Annotated in this window: 19 protein-coding genes; all 19 read right to left on the bottom strand. The window is 56.7% G+C overall.

Going from position 1 to position 17,630, the window contains the following annotated elements; translation table 11 throughout:
• Nucleotides 1–12: 12 nt before the first annotated feature.
• On the bottom strand, nt 13–570 hold the full coding sequence (locus INT32_RS17460; protein ID WP_193089996.1) for a TRAP transporter small permease: 558 nt from the start codon (nt 568–570) through the stop codon (nt 13–15).
• A 114-nt stretch (nt 571–684) separates the two neighbouring features.
• On the bottom strand, nt 685–1,437 hold the full coding sequence (locus tag INT32_RS17455) for an SDR family NAD(P)-dependent oxidoreductase (protein ID WP_193089995.1): 753 nt from the start codon (nt 1,435–1,437) through the stop codon (nt 685–687).
• Between the two features lie 19 nt (nt 1,438–1,456).
• Nucleotides 1,457–2,539 carry an Ldh family oxidoreductase gene (locus INT32_RS17450; protein WP_193089994.1) on the bottom strand — a complete coding sequence of 361 codons (1,083 nt, stop codon included), beginning with the start codon at nt 2,537–2,539 and terminating at the stop codon, nt 1,457–1,459.
• Nucleotides 2,536–4,068: a tripartite tricarboxylate transporter permease gene (locus INT32_RS17445; RefSeq protein ID WP_193089993.1), complete on the bottom strand. Its 1,533-nt coding sequence runs from the start codon at nt 4,066–4,068 to the stop codon at nt 2,536–2,538. Before INT32_RS17445 ends, INT32_RS17450 begins: the two co-directional genes overlap by 4 nt.
• 10 nt (nt 4,069–4,078) lie before the next feature.
• Entirely contained in the window at nt 4,079–4,546 is a 468-nt protein-coding gene (locus INT32_RS17440) for a tripartite tricarboxylate transporter TctB family protein (protein WP_193089992.1), read from the bottom strand.
• 77 nt (nt 4,547–4,623) lie between these two features.
• Entirely contained in the window at nt 4,624–5,592 is a 969-nt protein-coding gene (locus INT32_RS17435) for a tripartite tricarboxylate transporter substrate binding protein (protein ID WP_193089991.1), read from the bottom strand.
• Nucleotides 5,593–5,827: 235 nt separating this feature from the next.
• Complete coding sequence (locus INT32_RS17430; protein ID WP_193089990.1) at nt 5,828–6,673, bottom strand: fumarylacetoacetate hydrolase family protein; 846 nt, start codon at nt 6,671–6,673, stop codon at nt 5,828–5,830.
• Nucleotides 6,670–7,416, bottom strand: a complete 747-nt coding sequence (locus tag INT32_RS17425) for a FadR/GntR family transcriptional regulator (RefSeq protein WP_193089989.1) — start codon at nt 7,414–7,416, stop codon at nt 6,670–6,672. The genes INT32_RS17430 and INT32_RS17425 overlap by 4 nt, the downstream gene beginning before the upstream one ends.
• 154 nt (nt 7,417–7,570) lie before the next feature.
• On the bottom strand, nt 7,571–7,966 hold the full coding sequence (locus tag INT32_RS17420) for a type II toxin-antitoxin system RelE/ParE family toxin (RefSeq protein WP_193089988.1): 396 nt from the start codon (nt 7,964–7,966) through the stop codon (nt 7,571–7,573).
• Between the two features lie 8 nt (nt 7,967–7,974).
• Nucleotides 7,975–8,271 carry a type II toxin-antitoxin system Phd/YefM family antitoxin gene (locus INT32_RS17415; protein WP_193089987.1) on the bottom strand — a complete coding sequence of 99 codons (297 nt, stop codon included), beginning with the start codon at nt 8,269–8,271 and terminating at the stop codon, nt 7,975–7,977.
• A 101-nt stretch (nt 8,272–8,372) separates the two neighbouring features.
• Nucleotides 8,373–9,314: a sugar kinase gene (locus tag INT32_RS17410; RefSeq protein WP_193089986.1), complete on the bottom strand. Its 942-nt coding sequence runs from the start codon at nt 9,312–9,314 to the stop codon at nt 8,373–8,375.
• A 295-nt stretch (nt 9,315–9,609) separates the two neighbouring features.
• Nucleotides 9,610–10,242 carry a 2-dehydro-3-deoxy-6-phosphogalactonate aldolase gene (locus tag INT32_RS17405; protein WP_193089985.1) on the bottom strand — a complete coding sequence of 211 codons (633 nt, stop codon included), beginning with the start codon at nt 10,240–10,242 and terminating at the stop codon, nt 9,610–9,612.
• Nucleotides 10,223–11,128, bottom strand: a complete 906-nt coding sequence (locus tag INT32_RS17400) for a 2-dehydro-3-deoxygalactonokinase (RefSeq protein WP_193089984.1) — start codon at nt 11,126–11,128, stop codon at nt 10,223–10,225. The genes INT32_RS17405 and INT32_RS17400 overlap by 20 nt, the downstream gene beginning before the upstream one ends.
• Nucleotides 11,129–11,328: 200 nt before the next feature.
• Nucleotides 11,329–12,765 (bottom strand): FAD-binding oxidoreductase, encoded by a 1,437-nt coding sequence (locus INT32_RS17395; RefSeq protein ID WP_193089983.1) that lies wholly within the window; start codon nt 12,763–12,765, stop codon nt 11,329–11,331.
• 33 nt (nt 12,766–12,798) lie between these two features.
• The gene (locus INT32_RS17390) at nt 12,799–14,166 is read right to left on the bottom strand and encodes an FAD-binding oxidoreductase (RefSeq protein ID WP_193089982.1); all 1,368 of its coding nucleotides are present in this window, start codon (nt 14,164–14,166) and stop codon (nt 12,799–12,801) included.
• A 206-nt stretch (nt 14,167–14,372) separates the two neighbouring features.
• Nucleotides 14,373–14,771, bottom strand: coding sequence for a type II toxin-antitoxin system VapC family toxin (locus INT32_RS17385; protein ID WP_193089981.1), 399 nt, complete (start codon nt 14,769–14,771; stop codon nt 14,373–14,375).
• Nucleotides 14,768–15,088, bottom strand: a complete 321-nt coding sequence (locus tag INT32_RS17380) for an AbrB/MazE/SpoVT family DNA-binding domain-containing protein (protein ID WP_226817239.1) — start codon at nt 15,086–15,088, stop codon at nt 14,768–14,770. Before INT32_RS17380 ends, INT32_RS17385 begins: the two co-directional genes overlap by 4 nt.
• Nucleotides 15,089–15,232: 144 nt before the next feature.
• Complete coding sequence (locus INT32_RS17375; protein WP_193089980.1) at nt 15,233–15,913, bottom strand: Fe2+-dependent dioxygenase; 681 nt, start codon at nt 15,911–15,913, stop codon at nt 15,233–15,235.
• A 114-nt stretch (nt 15,914–16,027) separates the two neighbouring features.
• Nucleotides 16,028–17,630, bottom strand: a 1,603-nt coding sequence (locus INT32_RS17370) for a TonB-dependent siderophore receptor (RefSeq protein ID WP_193089979.1), incomplete at its 5' end; no start/stop codon positions are given.

The following is a 17,630-nucleotide window of genomic DNA, read 5'->3' as shown; positions in this document are numbered from 1 at the left end:
CTGTTACTCGCGTTAGCCCGCATCATCGACATGGTCGACTGCAGTTCTAAACCGGTATTGATAGCCACGTTCTGCCGGTGTCATGATTGCGATGGCAATATCGCCAATTGCCAGTACAAACATGGCCACCGCACTGAACCACACCATGCCGCTGAACAGGGCCTGCGACCAGCCGGTAACCGGCAATGCAGTATTCATGCCAATCATCATCTGATCCCAGCCGCCTTGCATCAGCAGCCAGAGCACCCACATGATGATGAGCTGACGCAGAATATGGATAATTTTTTGCATCATGATTGGCAGGCGGTGCAGCAGCATGTTGACCCCGAGGTGTTGCTTGGTGCGAAACGCAATCACGGTGCCCAGGAAAATCAGCCACACGAACGACATCCGGGCGACCTCCTCGGAAACGGTAATGCCCGAGTTAAAGCCGTACCTGAGGACTACGTTACCGAACACCAGCAGTACCATCACCAGTACGCAAAGGCCAAGCATATAAGTGAGCGCCTTTTCCATGGCTCGCGTAATCGCTGCCACTGACTGAAAAAATGGACTTTCCAGTATCGTCATTAAAATCTCCTTTTACTAAAATGCCATGCGGCTTCTGGCTGCATGTATCATTTCTTCTGCTTTGTATCCCATGTATGGAACACAATCGCACGGGTTTGTGACGCTATGGTGTCGTCAATAGGTTGCCCGCCCGCCGGACAGATCGAATACGGCCCCCGTACTGAATGCACATTCTTCCGAGGCCAGCCAACAAATCATAGAGGCGGCCTCGTCCACGGCAAGAAAACGCTTCATGGGAATCCGGGACAACATATAGTCAATATGCTCCTGCGACATCGAGTCGAAAATTTCGGTCTTTGCCGCAGCCGGAGTAATGGCGTTCACCAGAATATTGCGTTCTGCCAGTTCCTTGCCCAGCGACTTGGTCAGCCCGATCAGTCCGGCCTTGGAGGCGCTGTAATGCGATGCATTCGGATTGCCCTCTTTACCTGCAATCGAGGCGATATTGACGATGCGGCCATAGCCGTTTTTCAGCATGGCAGGCACCAGCACGCGGCAGGTATAGTACGGGGCCATCAGGTTGGTCTGCACCACCTGCTGCCATACGGCTGGATCAAGTTCCCAAGTCACCCCGTTGCCACCGGTAATGCCGGCGTTGTTCACCAGAATATCGACCTTGCCATGTTGCTGTAATGTATCGGCCGCTGCGTTTTCCACCGCTGCCAGATCGGTCAGGTCCAGCGCATGCGCAGTCACCTTGCCCAGGGTGTCCAGTTGCTTGCGCGATTGCGCCAGCCGATCGGCATCCAGATCCCACAGCGCGACCGACGCGCCCGATTCCAGCATGCGTTTTGCGGCAGCCAGGCCAATACCACGCGCACCGCCCGTAATGACGGCCACCCGGTTCTGTAAACTATTCTGACTCATTGTCTATCCTTGTCGTAAATTAAAGTGTGGCCGGCATGCCGATGCCATAGGTTTGCGCAGATTCCTGCAGCAGTGGCGTAATGGACGGATGCAAGAGAACGCCGTTTTTCTTCTGCTGCTCATACAATGCCAGGCCACGATCCCCGGGCATGCGAACATTGTCGAAGCCTTCGCGAGGCGGGTTATTGCGACAGGCGTCGGCAATCCAGTCCATCTGGCGCAGGAACGCGTCGTTGCCACCGAAGGCGCCCGGATCATACAGGCTGACGAAAACGGTCGCGCCCCAGCCCTTGACGTTGTCGGCCCGACCATGACCTGCCAGGCCGCCGGTCAGCGCTTCAATCAACAGCGCCAGCCCAAAGCCCTTGTGTCCCACAGACAGCCCGCCCAGCGGCAAGATGGTGCCTGGCGGCTCTTGCGACAGCACTGCAGGGTCACGCGTCGGCTTGCCGGCACTGTCAATCAGCCATTCTTCCTCGAATTGTTTACCTTCCTTGGCCAGGCGGCCGCTCATGCCATTTGTGGTAATCGAGGCGGAAATATCAACCAGAAAGGGCGATGCCGATGGTATGCCGATCGCAATCGGATTGGGCGTAAATACAGCGCGGGTGCCACCAAACGGCGCAACGCTCTGGCCCGAAGGATCGGAGCAGCTGAGCACAATCAGCATATTTTCACGAACCGCCCGCAGTAGATAACTGGCCAGGCAGGCAATGTGATGGCTTTGGCGGATCACCGCAGTGGCGGTGCCGTATTGCCGCGCGCGCGGTAGCAGCATATCTATGGCCTGATTCACCAGCCACGGTCCCGGCAAACGCCGCCCATCCAGCAGCAACGACGCCCCTTTGTCGGAGACAATGTCGGCGTTGCCTTGCGTGCTCATCTTTCCCTGTTCGATTTGCTGCAGGTAGGGATTGAGCAGCGCCAGGCCATGGGTGGTATGGCCCAGCAAATCTCCGTCAAGCAACACATCCGATACATTGCGTGCAATGTCGTCCGAAGTGCCTGCAGCTACCAACAGCGCTCGCGCAAATTCGCGCAAGGTCTCGACGTCATATCGCTCGCCGGCCTGGTGCACAGCAGAGTTGGCGGTCTGGTTCATGTCGTGGTTCCTGGTTGCGTCGCCGGATTCCCATTGCCGCCAGCCGGTGGCTTGGGTTTGCCGATGAACAGTTTGATAATGGGAATAGTCCAGATCAGAATGGCCACTACTCCCAATACGGCAGCAATGGGCCGGCTAAAGAACATGAGAAAATCACCGTCAGCCTTGATCATGGATGAAATAAAATTTTCTTCCAGCATGCCGCCCAGCACCACACCCAGCACGGCTGGTGCGACAGGGAAGTCGTTCTCTTCCATGACATAGGCCAGCAGCCCCATAAGCATCATAATGATCACGTCGAACGGGCTATTGTTGATGGAAAAGGTCCCGACAATACCGAAAAGCAATATGATAGGCATCAGCATGGAACGCGGCACCCGCAGAACTTTTCTGGCAATCTTGACCAGCACATAACCCAGCGGCAGCATCAGGATATTGGCAATAATGAACACCAGAAAAATGGAGTACATTTCAACTGCATTATTGGTAAATATCATCGGACCCGGTATGAGGTTTTTCATGTACAGCACACCCACCACGATCGCGGTAATGGAGTCTCCCGGAATCCCGAAAACCAGAGCAGGAATCCAGGCGCCAGCCAGCGCCGAGTTATTCGATGCACCAGCCTCGACAATGCCTTCCACATGCCCTGTGCCGAACTTTTCCGGTTCTTTGGAAAACTTCTTGCTAATGCCATAGGACATCCAGGCGGCAATATCGGCGCCCGCTCCTGGCAATGCGCCCACAATCGTGCCCAGCACGCTGCCGCGCAGAATGGATACCGGATATTTTTTGGTCAATGTCCACATACCGGTAAAGATATTGCCGACCTGTGCCTTGACTTCACCGATACTGTCTTGTGAATTGACGGCATAGCGCAGAACTTCGGCAATAGCGAACATGCCTACCATCATCGGCAGCAATGTGACCCCGTTCATCAGGTCTTCGTTACCGAAGGTAAAGCGCGGATAGGCCGCCGGGTTATTCATGCCCACACAAGCGAGCAGCAGGCCGATCAGCAAGGACACGAACCCCTTGAGCTGGCTGGCCGGCGTGATAACGATGGCGCAGGACAGACCCAATACCACCAGCCAGAAAAACTCATACGAAGAAAAATTCAGCGCAAAATTGGCTAGCATGGGGGCGCAGGTAATCAGCACGATTGTGCCAAACACACCTCCCGCAAAAGAGAACAGGATGCTGGCGCCCAGTGCCTGGTCCGCCATGCCCTTGCGGGTCATGCTGTAAGCCTCGTCCGTGTACGCTGCTGACGACGGCGTACCGGGAATCCGCAACAGACATCCTGGCACGTCGCCAGAGGTAATGGCCATGGCAGTAGAGGTGACCATCATGGCAATGGCAGGAACGGGATCCATGAAAAAAGTCACGGGCACCAGCAGGGCGACGGCCATGGTGGCACTCAGGCCCGGAATGGCGCCCACGAACAGACCGAACATGGCTGCCACCAGAATGACACCCAGCACAAACGGATCGGTCACCTGACCCAGTGCAGCAGTAAAATTGCTCATGAACATAGAGTCACCACGCAAAGGGCTCAAGCAATCCCCATGGCAGCGGGACTTGCAAAATGTTGTAGAAGCACAAGTGGATGATCAACACGCTTATCACGGTCAGAATCAGGCCACGTACGGGTTTGACGCCGAACACCAGGAACAAGAGCATCAGAATAATGCCAGATGAAATAAAGAAGCCTAGCCATTGTGCCGTCAGGAAATAGAAAACGAGTGACGCCGGGATCATGCAGAAGCGCAGAAACGTTACCGTATTCAGGCCGTGCCAGGCCAGCCACTGCTGCTTGTCCCGGCGGCGCCTGCTTTGCACAATCAAGCAGACCGAACAGATGAGCAAACCGATAGCAATAAGGCGGGGAAACAGCCCCGAACCATATTCCTGGCCGGGTGTGGGGGGAAACGACAGCGACATTGCAAAAACGATAATGGCAAAAATGCCAATCATAATGCCGGAAAGGGTATCACTGATCTTCATGGGAATTTTCCACAGGGTCGGCAGTACGGTCCGGTGCACGCAAGGCGCACTGAACCGACCACCCGGTTCATATCAGCTTATTTGGCCATTCCGATGGCTTTGAGAACCTCGCCGAAATCAGCGGTGGATTTGGCCATGTAATCGCCATATTCCTTGCCGCTGGCATAGGCAACACCAAAACCGCGTTTGGACATGAAGTCACGAAATTCCTTGCTCTCGTTGACTTTCTTGAGTGCTGCGTCCAGCTTGGCAGTCACATCATCGGGCAGCCCCTTGGGACCGGCAATGCCACGCCACACGCCCACAGTCCAGTCACTACCGATGGTTTCCTTCAACGTTGGAACATCCGGGTACATGGGTGAGCGCTCTTTGGACATGATGGCCAGCGGCTTGGCCTTGCCGGCGTCGATCATTGAACGCGCTTCCGGCAGAGACGTCGGCACGATATCGATGCCACCGGCAGCCAGCTCGAGCATTGCCGGCGCAGAACCATTGGAAGGCACGAATGGAACCGAGTTGGCTGGCAGGCCGGCATTATTGACCAGGCCGGCGATGGCGATATGCCAGATGCCGCCCTGTCCGGTACCGGAGGCTTTGAGCTTGCCCGGATTGGCCTTGATGTCCTCCATCAGCCCTTTCATGTCTTTGTATTCTGAAGTTGCGCTTACCGTCACACCGGCCGGGTCCTCGTTCATCAGGGCCAGTGGCGTGTAGTCGGCCGTGGTAATGGTGGTCAGGCCCAAATGCTTCATGGTGGCAATTTCCACCGTGAGCATGCCCAGCGTGTAACCATCAGGCTTGGCTTTGGAGATGGCCATATGCCCCACGACGCCATTGCCGCCTGTGCGGTTGACCACATTGACCGGATTGTCCAGTTCTTTTTCGAGCAAAGTCGCGATCATGCGGGCTGTGGCATCTGTGCCGCCACCGGCACCCCAAGGCACGATCATAGTGATGGGGCGCTCCGGGTAAGCAGCGTGAGCCATGCCTGCGCCCACTGCCAACGTCAACCCCAGCAACCCTTTGAGCATATTGCGTTTGTTCATGTCTGTCTCCGTTTACAGGCAACCCCGGCGCAGCCGGGCTCCTGTGATGTGGTGTCCGTACACACGAATTGCGTGACGGCCGGTTCTGTTTTTATACATCTACAACTGCTGTCTGGCATCGCACCAACCTTGTTCCGGCGGTCGGACGCCCGACTTCAACAACGACCTGAATATCGCAAGCAACATTCAGGTTCAAGCAACGCGGCGCCTCCTTCGCGCCGCGCTTGTGCCAGCCTTAGGCCTGCACCACTTTCTGTGTCTGTTCACCCAGGCCTTCGATGCCCAAACGCATGGTCTGACCTGCCTTCAGGTAAACCGCTTCAGGCTTGACACCCATGCCAACGCCGGGGGGCGTACCTGTCGAGATCACATCGCCTGGCTGCAGGCTCATGAAATTACTTAGATACGAAATGATCGTGGCAACATCAAAAATCATTTTGGCGGTGGTGCCGTCCTGATAGCGTTTGCCGTCCACTTCCAGCCACAGATTCAGTGCCTGCGGATCGGACACCTCATCTGCCGTTACCAGCCATGGGCCGATAGGACCAAATGTGTCGCACCCCTTGCCTTTGTCCCAGGTGCCGCCGCGCTCGGTCTGGTATTCCCGTTCCGACACGTCATTGATCACACAATAGCCGGCCACATGCGAGAGTGCTTCTTCCTTGCTGATGTAACGTGCTTCCTTGCCGATCACCACGCCCAGCTCCACTTCCCAGTCGGTTTTCTTCGAACCGCGGGGAATGGCCACGTCGTCATTAGGACCCACAATGGCGCTGGTCCACTTGTTAAAGACCACAGGCTCGGAAGGCTCAGGCAGACCGGACTCAGCCGCATGATCCGAGTAGTTCAGTCCGATACAAACGAATTTACCGATGTTGCCAACGCAGGGGCCAATACGCGGATTGCCTTCGACAACGGGCAGGGTCGAGATATCCAGACCGCGCAGGCGCGCCAGGCCGCTTTCTGTAATGGTGCTGCCATCGACATCGCTGATGACGCCGGACAGATCACGGATACGGCCGTCGCTATCGACAATGCCCGGTTTTTCCTGCTTGCTTTCCCCATAACGGATGAGTTTCATACTGACTCCTGTTGGTTTGTGTGTGCCGGTGTCGTTGCACCAGCTTGCTGATAGTCGTTGTAGTGTTTCTGTACATGATCCAGGTGCCGGTACATGGCTTCGGAAGCCTTGGCCGGATTGCGTTCGGCCAGGGCCCGCACAATATGTTCGTGGTCATCAAAGGTCGATTGCAAGATCGACGGAATGACGGTTGTGATCGTACGGCTCTTGCGGCTGAGCAGGCTGATGCTTTGCGCCACCCGTTGCAGGTAAACATTGCCACAGGCGTTGATGATGGTCTGATGCAGTTCGATATCCAGATGGCGGATGGCTTCGTGGTCATTGTGGGCCAGCGCGGCGCGCGCTTCCTCGACGTTGACGCGCAGGCGTTCGATTTCGGCTTCGGTCAGCCGCTCGCAGGCCAGACGCGTAATGCCGCCTTCGATAATTTTGCGCGCATCGAACAGCTCGTTGATCTGGTCAAAATGCAGGTCAATCAGCAGACTAAGCGGCTCGATCAGGTCTTCCACATTCAGTGAACTGATGAAGTTGCCTTCGCCCTGCTGAATCTTGACCAGACCCAGCAGCGACAGGCCACGGATGGCTTCCCGTACAGCAGGCCTGCCCACATCGAACAATACCGCCAGCTCCCGCTCTGGCGGCAGCTGCTGGCCTGCCACCAGCTGCCCCTTGCGGATCATATCGATCAATCGCTGGGCAACCAGTTCCGACACGGAGCGGGATTTAATGGCTTCGAACTTCACTTGTCTCTTTTCGCTTTTTCTGTTTTTGGCTGGGCCGTTAGTCTGAAATAACCAGGATAAACGGTGGATTTCAAATTAGCGTTTAATGGTAAGACCACTGAATGACATGCCGCAACTGTAGAAAACCCTAATTAGGAAAAAAAACGCCCTGGAATCAGGACGGCCAGTGATTAACGAAGTCGAAAGACAGTTGGCGATGATGCCGGATAGAAAGCAAATATACCGTCGTATTGATTTTTGCGTACAGTAGCAAATAGTTCGACATCACATATTCACGCAACTGATCGACTGACTGGGCAATTTCCTTAAATTGTGCGCTCAGACGTTCAATACCATTGGCAACTTCGACCGAACGTACTGGTCGAGCCGAGAACATACGGCCCATATGCGGAAAACGCTCAAGATTCGGAATGACGGTATCTGTCAGTTCATCCAGAAGCGCGTCAAACGTCTGAGGCGCTTCGGTCTCCAACAGGAAAGCTTCAATTTGTTCAAGGTTACGTTCAAAGTGGGCTGTCAGCCTGATGGTATAGCGAGCTGTTTGCGCCATATGCACCGTCAGCCTGCTGCGGTGCGACGGCGTTTGATTGCCGCCAGGGTAGACTGAGCATCTTTCACTTTTCCAGTGGCGACATCTGCCAGCCCCTTGCTGGCATCATCAATAAGTAACAAGTGAATGCGCTCGCGTTCCAGTTGATGATAGTAATCCAGTCGCTCGGAATCAATGATAGCCACATAGCTTTCGCCATTTTTGGTGATGATTTTCTCAGCGCCCCCTTTGACCTGATCGGCCAGTTCGGACAGGTTTGCCCGGGCCTGGGATAGCGAAATGACATCACCTGAACTGATTCCCATGGTGTTGCTCCCATTTATACAAATTTTTGTACACTATAACGTACATTATACCAGCACGGTAAAAAGGGTGAAATTAGGCGAATCCGTAATGCGGGGAATACTTAAACCCTGCCCAGTTCCGCCAGCCTGGCCCGGTCAGGGTAGCCTTCAGTATCGCCGGCGACCTGTACAGCACAGGCGCCGATGATGGTGGCGCGACGCACGCTGGCCTGCCAGTCCAGCCCTTCGAGCCGGCCACTGATGAGCCCGGCGGCAAACCCGTCTCCGGCGCCCACGGTATCCACGACTTTTTCCACAGGATAGCCAGAGACCCGGAACTGCTGGTTCCCGGCCTGTCCGAACGCGCCGCGGGCGCCCAGCTTGACGACAACCGCCTGCACGCCCAGACCCTGATAAAACGCCGCGATCCCCTCTTCACTGTCGGCGCCGGTGAGTATCCGGCCCTCTTCCAGGCCGGGCAGCACCCAGTCAGCCAGGCCCGCCAGCTCATTGAGGCGCGAGCGCATCAGTTCAGTGGACCCCCACAAGGCCGGACGCAGATTGGGATCAAAGGAAACCGTTCCCCCCGCGCGGCGCATGTGCTGCATGGCGGCGGTGGTCAGCGCATAGGTGCCGGCATTCAGGGCCGGGAAAATGCCGGTGACATGCAAATGTCGGGCCTGGCCCAGCCAGTCCGGATCCAGATCGTCTGCCGTCATGGCGCTGGCGGCAGAGCCCGAGCGATAATACTCAATTGGCGGGTCGCCCTCGATCACTTTGCCCTTGAGCATAAAGCCGGTGCGTTCACGCGGCACCATCAGCACCCGCGAGCAATCGATGGCTTCCTGCTGCATGACATTTTTCAGATACTTGCCCATGGTATCGTCACCCAGCCGGCTGGCCCAGGCGACTTTTGCGCCCAGGCGTGCCAGCGCAATGCCCACATTGGTTTCGGCGCCAGCCGTCATTTTGTGAAAGGTATGCACCTCTTCCAGCGGCCCCGGATCGGCGGCCACCAGCAGCACCATCATTTCCCCAAACAGCGCCACATCAAATGTCGCCATGTCTCTATTCTCCAGTCATTGTCTGTGTTTTCTGACTCTGTACAGGCCCGGACAACACGTGTTGCCGGACGATGCCAAAGCGCTTGTTGTCCCCGAGTGCCCGCCCTTGCCCCGGTTTTATGTACCTGCGCACCCTTTCGGTATCTGGCTCCCAACTTTGCTAACGGCCTGAACGGTCGCAACGTGTTTCCCGTTGGACTGACCGTTTTGGGCCCAGCAACGATCGCGAGGATGCCCCCTGCTCTGTCGCAAAAAGCCGTTCCCGCGCTCAGGACCTTGAGCGCCGACACGCCATTCAATGCGCCTGCGGTCGCGCAGCCTGCCAAGCCTGTACAAAGCGCTGTGCGCGCTCACGCGTTGCCGCCACCTGCTGTCCGGGCCGATACAAATCTGACCCCAACCCGGCACCCACGCAACCGGCGTCCAGATAGCTGGCCAGGTTCCCGGGATTGATGCCGCCGACCGCATACAGCGGCACTTGCGCGGGCAACACGGCCTTGAGCGCCTTGACGTAATCTGGCCCGAACACGCTGGACGGAAACAGCTTGAGCGCCTGGGCGCCTGCCTGCAAGGCGGCAAAGGCCTCGCTGGCCGTGGCAAACCCGGCGCAGACCTGAAAACCGTAGGTGTTGACGGCCTCGGCGATCAACGTCGGATTGGTATTGGGTGTCACCATCAGCCTGCCGCCAGCTGCAGACAGCTGCGCCAGATGTTCCGATGTCAGGACCGTTCCAGCCCCTGTCATCAGGCTCACGCCAAAGGCTTGGCTCACCCGCTGCACACTCACCTGCCAGTCTGGCGAGTTGGTAGGAATTTCAATGGCATCAAAGCCAGCCTCATGCAGCACCTGTACGTGATCGAGCACTTCATCGGGGCCAATGCCGCGCAAAATGGCGATCAGCGGCAACTCAGGTGTCCAGGGAGTCATGTATTTTCCTTATTCCGTTCAAAATGGCCGTATCGGCATCCTGGGTAGTAAACGCAATACCGGCCAGATGCAAGGCGCGATCATAACGCGTAAAGAGCGAACCGCTGCCCACCAGCGTGACCGGCGTATCGGCCGAGACCTCGAAACGTTGGCGCATATCGCGCATTTCAGAGCCGATCAACAGCCCCGAGAGATAGTCATCGACTTGCTGGGCAGGCAGATGCCCCAAAATATACCGCGCCCTGACGCTGAACAGTTCAGTCATCGTATCGCTGGCGGCCAGCCCCGCCATGACGCCGCAATCAAAGGACTCGGGGTGTGGCGCCGCCGCCGGCAAACCACGGCCCAGCAGGGAATGGTGACGCAGTACGTCAAACAGCTCTCCGGTCATAACCGTCGTAAAGCTGTGGATGACATCGTGGTGGACGCGCGCCCATTTGCTGTGCGTGCCTGGCAGTATAAACAGGGCCGAAGCGGTGTCTTGCAGCGCGCCCAGCAACTGGGTTTCTTCGCCACGCATCACATCGGCGCCATCCGGGCCGGGCACGCAAACGCCAGGAATAATGCCAGCCTGGGCCGGCCAGCCCGGATCGACCCGCGTCAGGCTTGTGCCCAGAGCATTGAGCGCTACCGGGCAGGGCAGATAGTTCGCCTGTTGCCAACCCACATTGCTGCCCGCCATGCCGGCAATGTAGACGCGTGAAACATCGGCCTGCGCAATCTGCATTTGTTGCAGCAGGCCCTGCAGCACAGCGGGAAACGACTGGTTCTGCATCCGCGTAATCCCGAAAGGTGATGCCGCATTTTTCACGGCAATGCCGTCCTCAACCAGCCACAGTCGCAGATTGGTTGAACCCCAGTCTGCTGCGAGATAACGCGAAACCATTTTGTCTTCTTCTCCTGTTATTGCGCCCACGCATGTGCTGTTCTGTCGGGCGCCTGCAGCACTATCGGGCGCATGACACCATGTGAGTGGCGGCGATCAGCTTATCACAAATGACTAGAAAACCAGACTACTGCATGCCTTTGTTTCGTTGCGGCATCAATTGCGCTTGATCGCCCTGTGCGGCGCGACGATTACATGCGTCATTGGCCCGTTGCCGCCGACCAACTGACGATTTTGCCCGGATTGAAGATATTGTTGGGATCATAGGCATGCTTGATGTTGCGCATCAGTTGCAGCGCGACCTCGCCGTGTTCCGCTTTCAGAAAATCCATCTTGTGAATGCCCACGCCGTGCTCGCCGGTGCAGGTACCATCCATCTGTATGGCGCGCAGCACCAGGCGGTTGTTGATATCTTCTGCCTGATGCCATTCCTGTTCATCATCCGCATCTATCATCATGACCACATGGAAATTACCATCGCCGACATGGCCGACAATAGACCAGGGAAAGGCCAGGCTTTGCAGATCGGCCGCGGTGTCGCTCACGCAATCGGCCAGGCGGGAAATGGGCACGCACACATCGGTGGTGATGGCGCGCCCACCAGGCCGTTGCTGCAGACAGGCGAAATAGTAATTGTGGCGGGCAGTCCACAGCACAGTGCGCTCCTCGGGTTTTTCGGCCCACTGGAACGCCGTACCACCCTGATCGGCGGTCAGTTCCTGCACGATCATGGCCTGTTCGGCAATGCCTGCGGGAGATCCGTGAAATTCGAACAGCAGCAGCGGCTGTTCCGCCAGCGCGGTTTTACTGTAGGCATTGACAGCGCGCACGGCACGCTCATCCATGAATTCGACGCGGGCAATGGGCACACCGCTTTGCATAATCTCGGTCACGGCCTGCACAGCATGACGCAGCGTCGGAAACGAACACACCGCAGCCGTCACCGCTTCGGGTAGCGGATACACACGCAGGGTAATTTCGACAATCACGCCCAGCGTGCCTTCGCTGCCTACATATAAATGCGTCAGATCATAGCCCGCCGATGATTTGCGGGCGCGACTGCTGGTACGGATCACCTCGCCGGTTGCTGTGACCACTTTGAGCGACAGTACGTTGTCGCGCATGGTCCCGTAGCGGACCGCGTTGGTTCCGGACGCGCGGGTCGCTGTCATGCCGCCGATGGATGCGTGCGCGCCCGGATCGATGGGAAAGAACAGGCCGGTATGGCGGATCTCATCATTTAACTGTGTGCGAATAACCCCCGGCTGCACCGTCACGGTGAAATCTTCCGGCTGGACGGCCAGCACCTGATTCATATCGCGAAAATCGATCGTGATGCCGCCTTCAATGGGAAGCACATGGCCCTCGATGGATGAACCGATGCCAAATGGAATAAGCGGCACATTGTATTGGGTGCACAGTCTGACTGCAGCGACCACATCGTCTGTGTCCCTGGCAAACAATACGCCATCAGGTTGCACTGGCGGGTACGCCGATTCATCACGCGCGTGATGATCGCAAACGGCTGCACCGGTGGTGAAGCGCTCGCCGAAACGGGCAGCAAAAGCGGCGCGCGCCGCCTCGCAAAGGTGCCTGGGCGCAATGCTGGAAACGGGGGTGGCTGGGCTATATGCCATGACGTGTGGCCTTTTTAAAATAGCAAAAAAATATCAATCAAGAATACGTGCCGCGTTCAGTACACCTTGCGGATTGAGTGCGTCACGGATGCGGCGCATTACCTGCTGCTGGGTATCATCACGACTGTAATGAAGAAACGGTTTCTTCAGACGGCCAATGCCATGCTCGGCCGAAATGCTGCCATTGAACCTGCCGGTAAGCGCGTACACCGCCTCTTCCACCGGAACAATATCGGCCGGTTGCAGATGGCCGGTCGTCAGATGCAAATTACCATCGCCAAGATGACCGAAAAGCAGGTTGGAGGCCTGCGGCCAGCGCTGGTTGATCTCGGTCATGGCCTGTTCTATGAAAGCGCCCATATCCTTAAGGGGAATACCGATATCGAACGCCACGAATGGCCGCAGCGACGTGAACAGTTCGCCGATGCCATCGCGGATCGCCCACAGATCTGCGGCGTGTTCCAGGTTTTGCGGCACGATGGCATCCTGCACGGCACCGTTCTCGAGCATGGACTCCAGGAAGGCATCAAAACCGGCATGGAACATGGACGTGTCGGCGCCTTCGGTTTCAAGCAGCACGGTAAGCGGCCATGCGCCGTCAAAGGGAATGGCCCTGCCGGTAACACGGGCAGCCTGGGCCACATAGTCGGCCCACATCACTTCAAAACTGGACAACTCTGGCAGCGCGCTGCGCGCCGCCTTCAACAAGGGTGCGATCTGCGCGAACGAGGCCAGCCCGACCAGGGCCGAGCGCCTTGTCTGCGGACGGGGAAACAGGCGTACAACCACACGCGTGATAATGCCCAGCGTTCCCTCAGTGCCGATGAAAAGCTGCTTCAAATCCAGGCCGGTATTGTTTTTGAGGGTACGATCCAGCATGGTCATGATGGTGCCATCTGGCAGCACGACCTCCAGACCCAGCACCAATTGCCGGGTAGTGCCATAACGCAGGACCCGATTGCCACCAGCATTGGTCGCCACGTTGCCCCCGATCTGACAGGAGCCGCGCGCGCCAAGATCGAGAGGAAAATACCAGCCTTTTTCTTCCACCGCCGCGCACAGGGTCTCCAGTACGACGCCGGCCTGCACCAGCGCTGTACCGCCCGCTTCATCGATATCTTCAATCTGGTTCAGCAGTTCAAGAGAAATGACGACATCGCCCTCGTCGGACGCTGCCCCGCCGGCCAGGCCGGTGCCGCCGCCGGCGATAGTGATTTTCCTGTTGTGCCTGGCGCACAGGGTGACCAGCGCGGCCATCTGCTCTACCGTGGCAGGGCGCGCCACCAGCTGCGGCGCGCCAGCGTGCAAACCGCTGGCGTCGCTGCCGTATCGTACGAGCGAAGCGGCATCAGTCAGCACGTTCAACTCGGCCGGTAATTGGGAGATAAAAGAATCAGACATGAAAAAGGGGTGATCGCGGAAAATGACAGAAGATTTATTCTATACGATTGACACCCCACAACCGTCGCCTGCAGCCATTTGCCGCTTATATGTTGGCCCAGCGGCGCACCAGATTCTAATAAAGGCGGTTTATCGCCAGACACCACGACTTGCGGCGCCGCAGCGGGCGGTTGGCAGCTACAGCTTGCATGGCAAGGACGAGCATATCAGGAAAGCAGTTGCGCGGCTTCGCCCTGTTCCATCAATAGTTTGACGGCAAGTTTATCAAATGACACGAACGTTTCACCTCCCAGCCAATTGCCCTCATAGGCAATGACACCATCTGCGAAATCGCCACCCGCTTCAAGCATTAAAAGCCCGGCCTCGACTGCCGGCCGGTTCATTACAACGTTTCCCGCATTCAGCAAATCACCGATTGTCTGGGCCACCTCTTCTTTGGACAGTTTGGCGCCCCTGCGCAAAATCCAGACCAGTTCACATAGGCAGGGCAATGGAACGGCGATCAATGAGGCGTTTTTCAATACTTTCGCTGCTGCCCTGCCCTGATCTTCGTCATCCTGCAAAACCGCGCGAACAAGTATGTTCATATCGACAGCGATCTTCATTTATCACCTGCCCAACCTGCGGCGGCAATCTCGTTCATTTCCTCGATAGTCATTGGTTTCTTGATTTTGCCCGCATGCCGCCCGATAAAATTTTCAATCGTACCTGCAGGACGCGCCGCTCTGACCCGAAGCTCACCGCCGGGCATCTTGTCAAAGTCGATCCGTTCGCCCGGTTTGATGCCAAGATGCTGCAGTAATTCCCTCTTTAAGGTGACCTGCCCTTTCATCGTTACCGTTAGTGACGTCATGGAAAATCCTTTTGGGTTGAATTTATTAATATAGTAATTGATTTTTACATTACCTTCAATGAAGCACATCGTAGCCTGCCCTGGCGGACCACCTCTGAGCCGGCAACAACGTCAAAGCGTCATTATTTGGCGGCAATGTTGTCCCGGCAAGCTGCTGGACTGCCCATGGCATGGAGGCCTGGGCACTGCGCGCCACCCGCGGGACGCTTACGCCTATATGTTGGCCCAGCGGCGCACCAGGTTGTGATAAATACCCGACAACGACAGCACGCTGCTGTGTTCGCCCAGTTCGGTCGCCAATTGCTGGATGGTATTGTCCATTTCAAACAGCAGGGCCCGCTGGGCATCGTCGCGCACCATGCTCTGAATCCACAAAATGGCCGCCATGCGCTTGCCTCGAGTCACGGGCGTGACCCGGTGCAAACTGGTCGAGGGGTACACCACCATATGGCCTGCAGGTAGTTTGACACGCTGCTCACCGTAGGTGTCCTGGATCAGCAATTCGCCTCCGTCGTACTCGCCGGGATCACTCAGGAACAGTGTCGATGAAACGTCTGCACGGATACGCTCGCCTGTTTGCGGATCCACACGCAGCGAATTGTCCACATGAAATCCGTATTCCTGTTCACCGGCATAGGCATTGAACATGGGACTAAGAATTCTAAGGGGCAGGCTGGCTGAAATGAAACGCGCGTTTTGACTGAGTATCTCCAAAATAGCGTTGCCCAGACTTGCGGCCAGCGGATCGGTGTCGGCCAGTTGCACGTTCCTCTTCTGAGCCGCCGCAAGATAACCGGCCGTACCCCTGCCATCGACCCACTGGCCCTGCTCCAGTTGCTCACGCAACTGCACCACGGTATCTACAGATAACACATCGGGAATGGTCACTAACATAAGGAAGATATAAGGAAGATATAAGGAAGATATAAGGAAGATATCCTGAAAAAAATGCGGCAGGCACACAGAGCGGGTCCCTGCCATCCGCATCAGGGCGTTGTTGCCGCTGCTTTAGAATTTGTAGGATGCAGTCAGCATATACGAACGACCGGGGCCGACGTTGGCAAACAGACCCACGTGCGAAGCGTCATACACTTCATTGTTGCTCAGGTTATTGGCATTGAGCTGGAACGACAGCTTGCTGTTCACGTCATAACGCACCATGGCATCATACCGCCAGTAAGAAGGCAGATAGTAGTCGTTGGCATCATCCACAAACCGCTTGCCCATATAGGTGGCACCCGCCCCCACCGTTACCTGCGGCAACACTTTATAGGTTGTCCAGACACTGGCGCTTTGCCGGGCGATGAACTTCATCTGATTGCCATCGAAGACCTCTTTTCCGCTACGATATTGCTTGATCTTGGGATCCAGCCATGACCATGAAGCCCAGATATCCCATTTGGGTGTAAGGGAGCCGGCCACACCCAACTCAAGGCCTCGAACGCGATTGCTGCCGCTCAAGGTGACATCGCCGGTCAGCGGGTCGGTAGAACGGGCATCGGTCTTGTCTGTCTGGAACAAGGCGCCGGTCAGGGACAGCCGCTGGTCAAACAGATCCCATTTGGTGCCCAGCTCCCAGCTGCGGCTACGTTCGGGCTTCAAGTCGCGCACCTGGGCTGCACCGGCCGCCCCGTCTGCGCCGCCGTTCTGACCCAGGTTCTCTCCCGATGGATTGGAGGAAGTGCTGTAGGTCAGATAGACGCTGCCATAAGGCACCGGTTTATAGACTACGCCTGCCTGGTAGTTCCAGAAGCTGTCCTTGCGGCTGGCGCGACTGTTCTGCACGCGGAACTGGTCATAGCGCAGGCCCAGATTGACTGACCACTGCGGGTTCAGCTCCAGTGTGTCAAACAGATAGACCGAGCGGGTCTTGATGTCGCCATCCTTTTCTTTGGCGCCGTAGACAAGGCGATAGGCATAGTCGCGGCCCGAATTCGGATCGTACAGGGAGTCAAGCTCGCCCTTGCGTGAGGTGATCGGCGTACCTGAAATGGATTTGGAATAGACATCTTCCTTGCCCAACTCCAAACCGACCGTCATGTTGTGTTTTACCGATCCGGTATAAAACGATCCATACAGATCTGTCTGGTTGATTAGCGACTCGGTCGAACGCCAGCGTGCCCGGTCCTTGCGGGTAAACTTTACACCCGGGCCTTCGGTCGCGCACAGGCCGCCAGCCCCAGGTGCGCAATTGTCGAAAGTGGGGCGGCTCATCAGATAATGATTCAGGGTCCGGCTATAGCGCGTCAGGTTCCTGATCGTGAAGTCCTGATTAATGTCGCGTTCGGCAATGGCGGTGGCCGTGTCGAATACGTTTTCACGGAAATCCACGCCGCGCCGACCGTAGAAGTTATCGCGATCAACCTTTGGCGGTGTTCTGCGTCCCGGATTGGCCTCATTCTTGAAAGGCACGCCCTGGTCGGGCAGATCGTTATTTTCGATATGAGAATAGCTCAGGGTCAGCCGTGTCGGGGTATTCAGACCAAAAGCAATAGAGGGTGCAATACCCCAGCGGTCAATATCCACGCCGTCGCGACCCGGTACTTCGCCGCCCATTTTCATGGCATTCAGGCGAATCGCCCCACTGTCTGAAAATTGGTAGTTGCCGTCA

The sequence above is a fragment of the Advenella sp. FME57 genome (assembly GCF_014897675.1).
Lineage (GTDB): Bacteria > Pseudomonadota > Gammaproteobacteria > Burkholderiales > Burkholderiaceae_B > Advenella.
The sequence above is the reverse complement of the archived record's forward strand: the minus strand, read 5'-3'. Positions and strand labels throughout refer to the sequence as shown.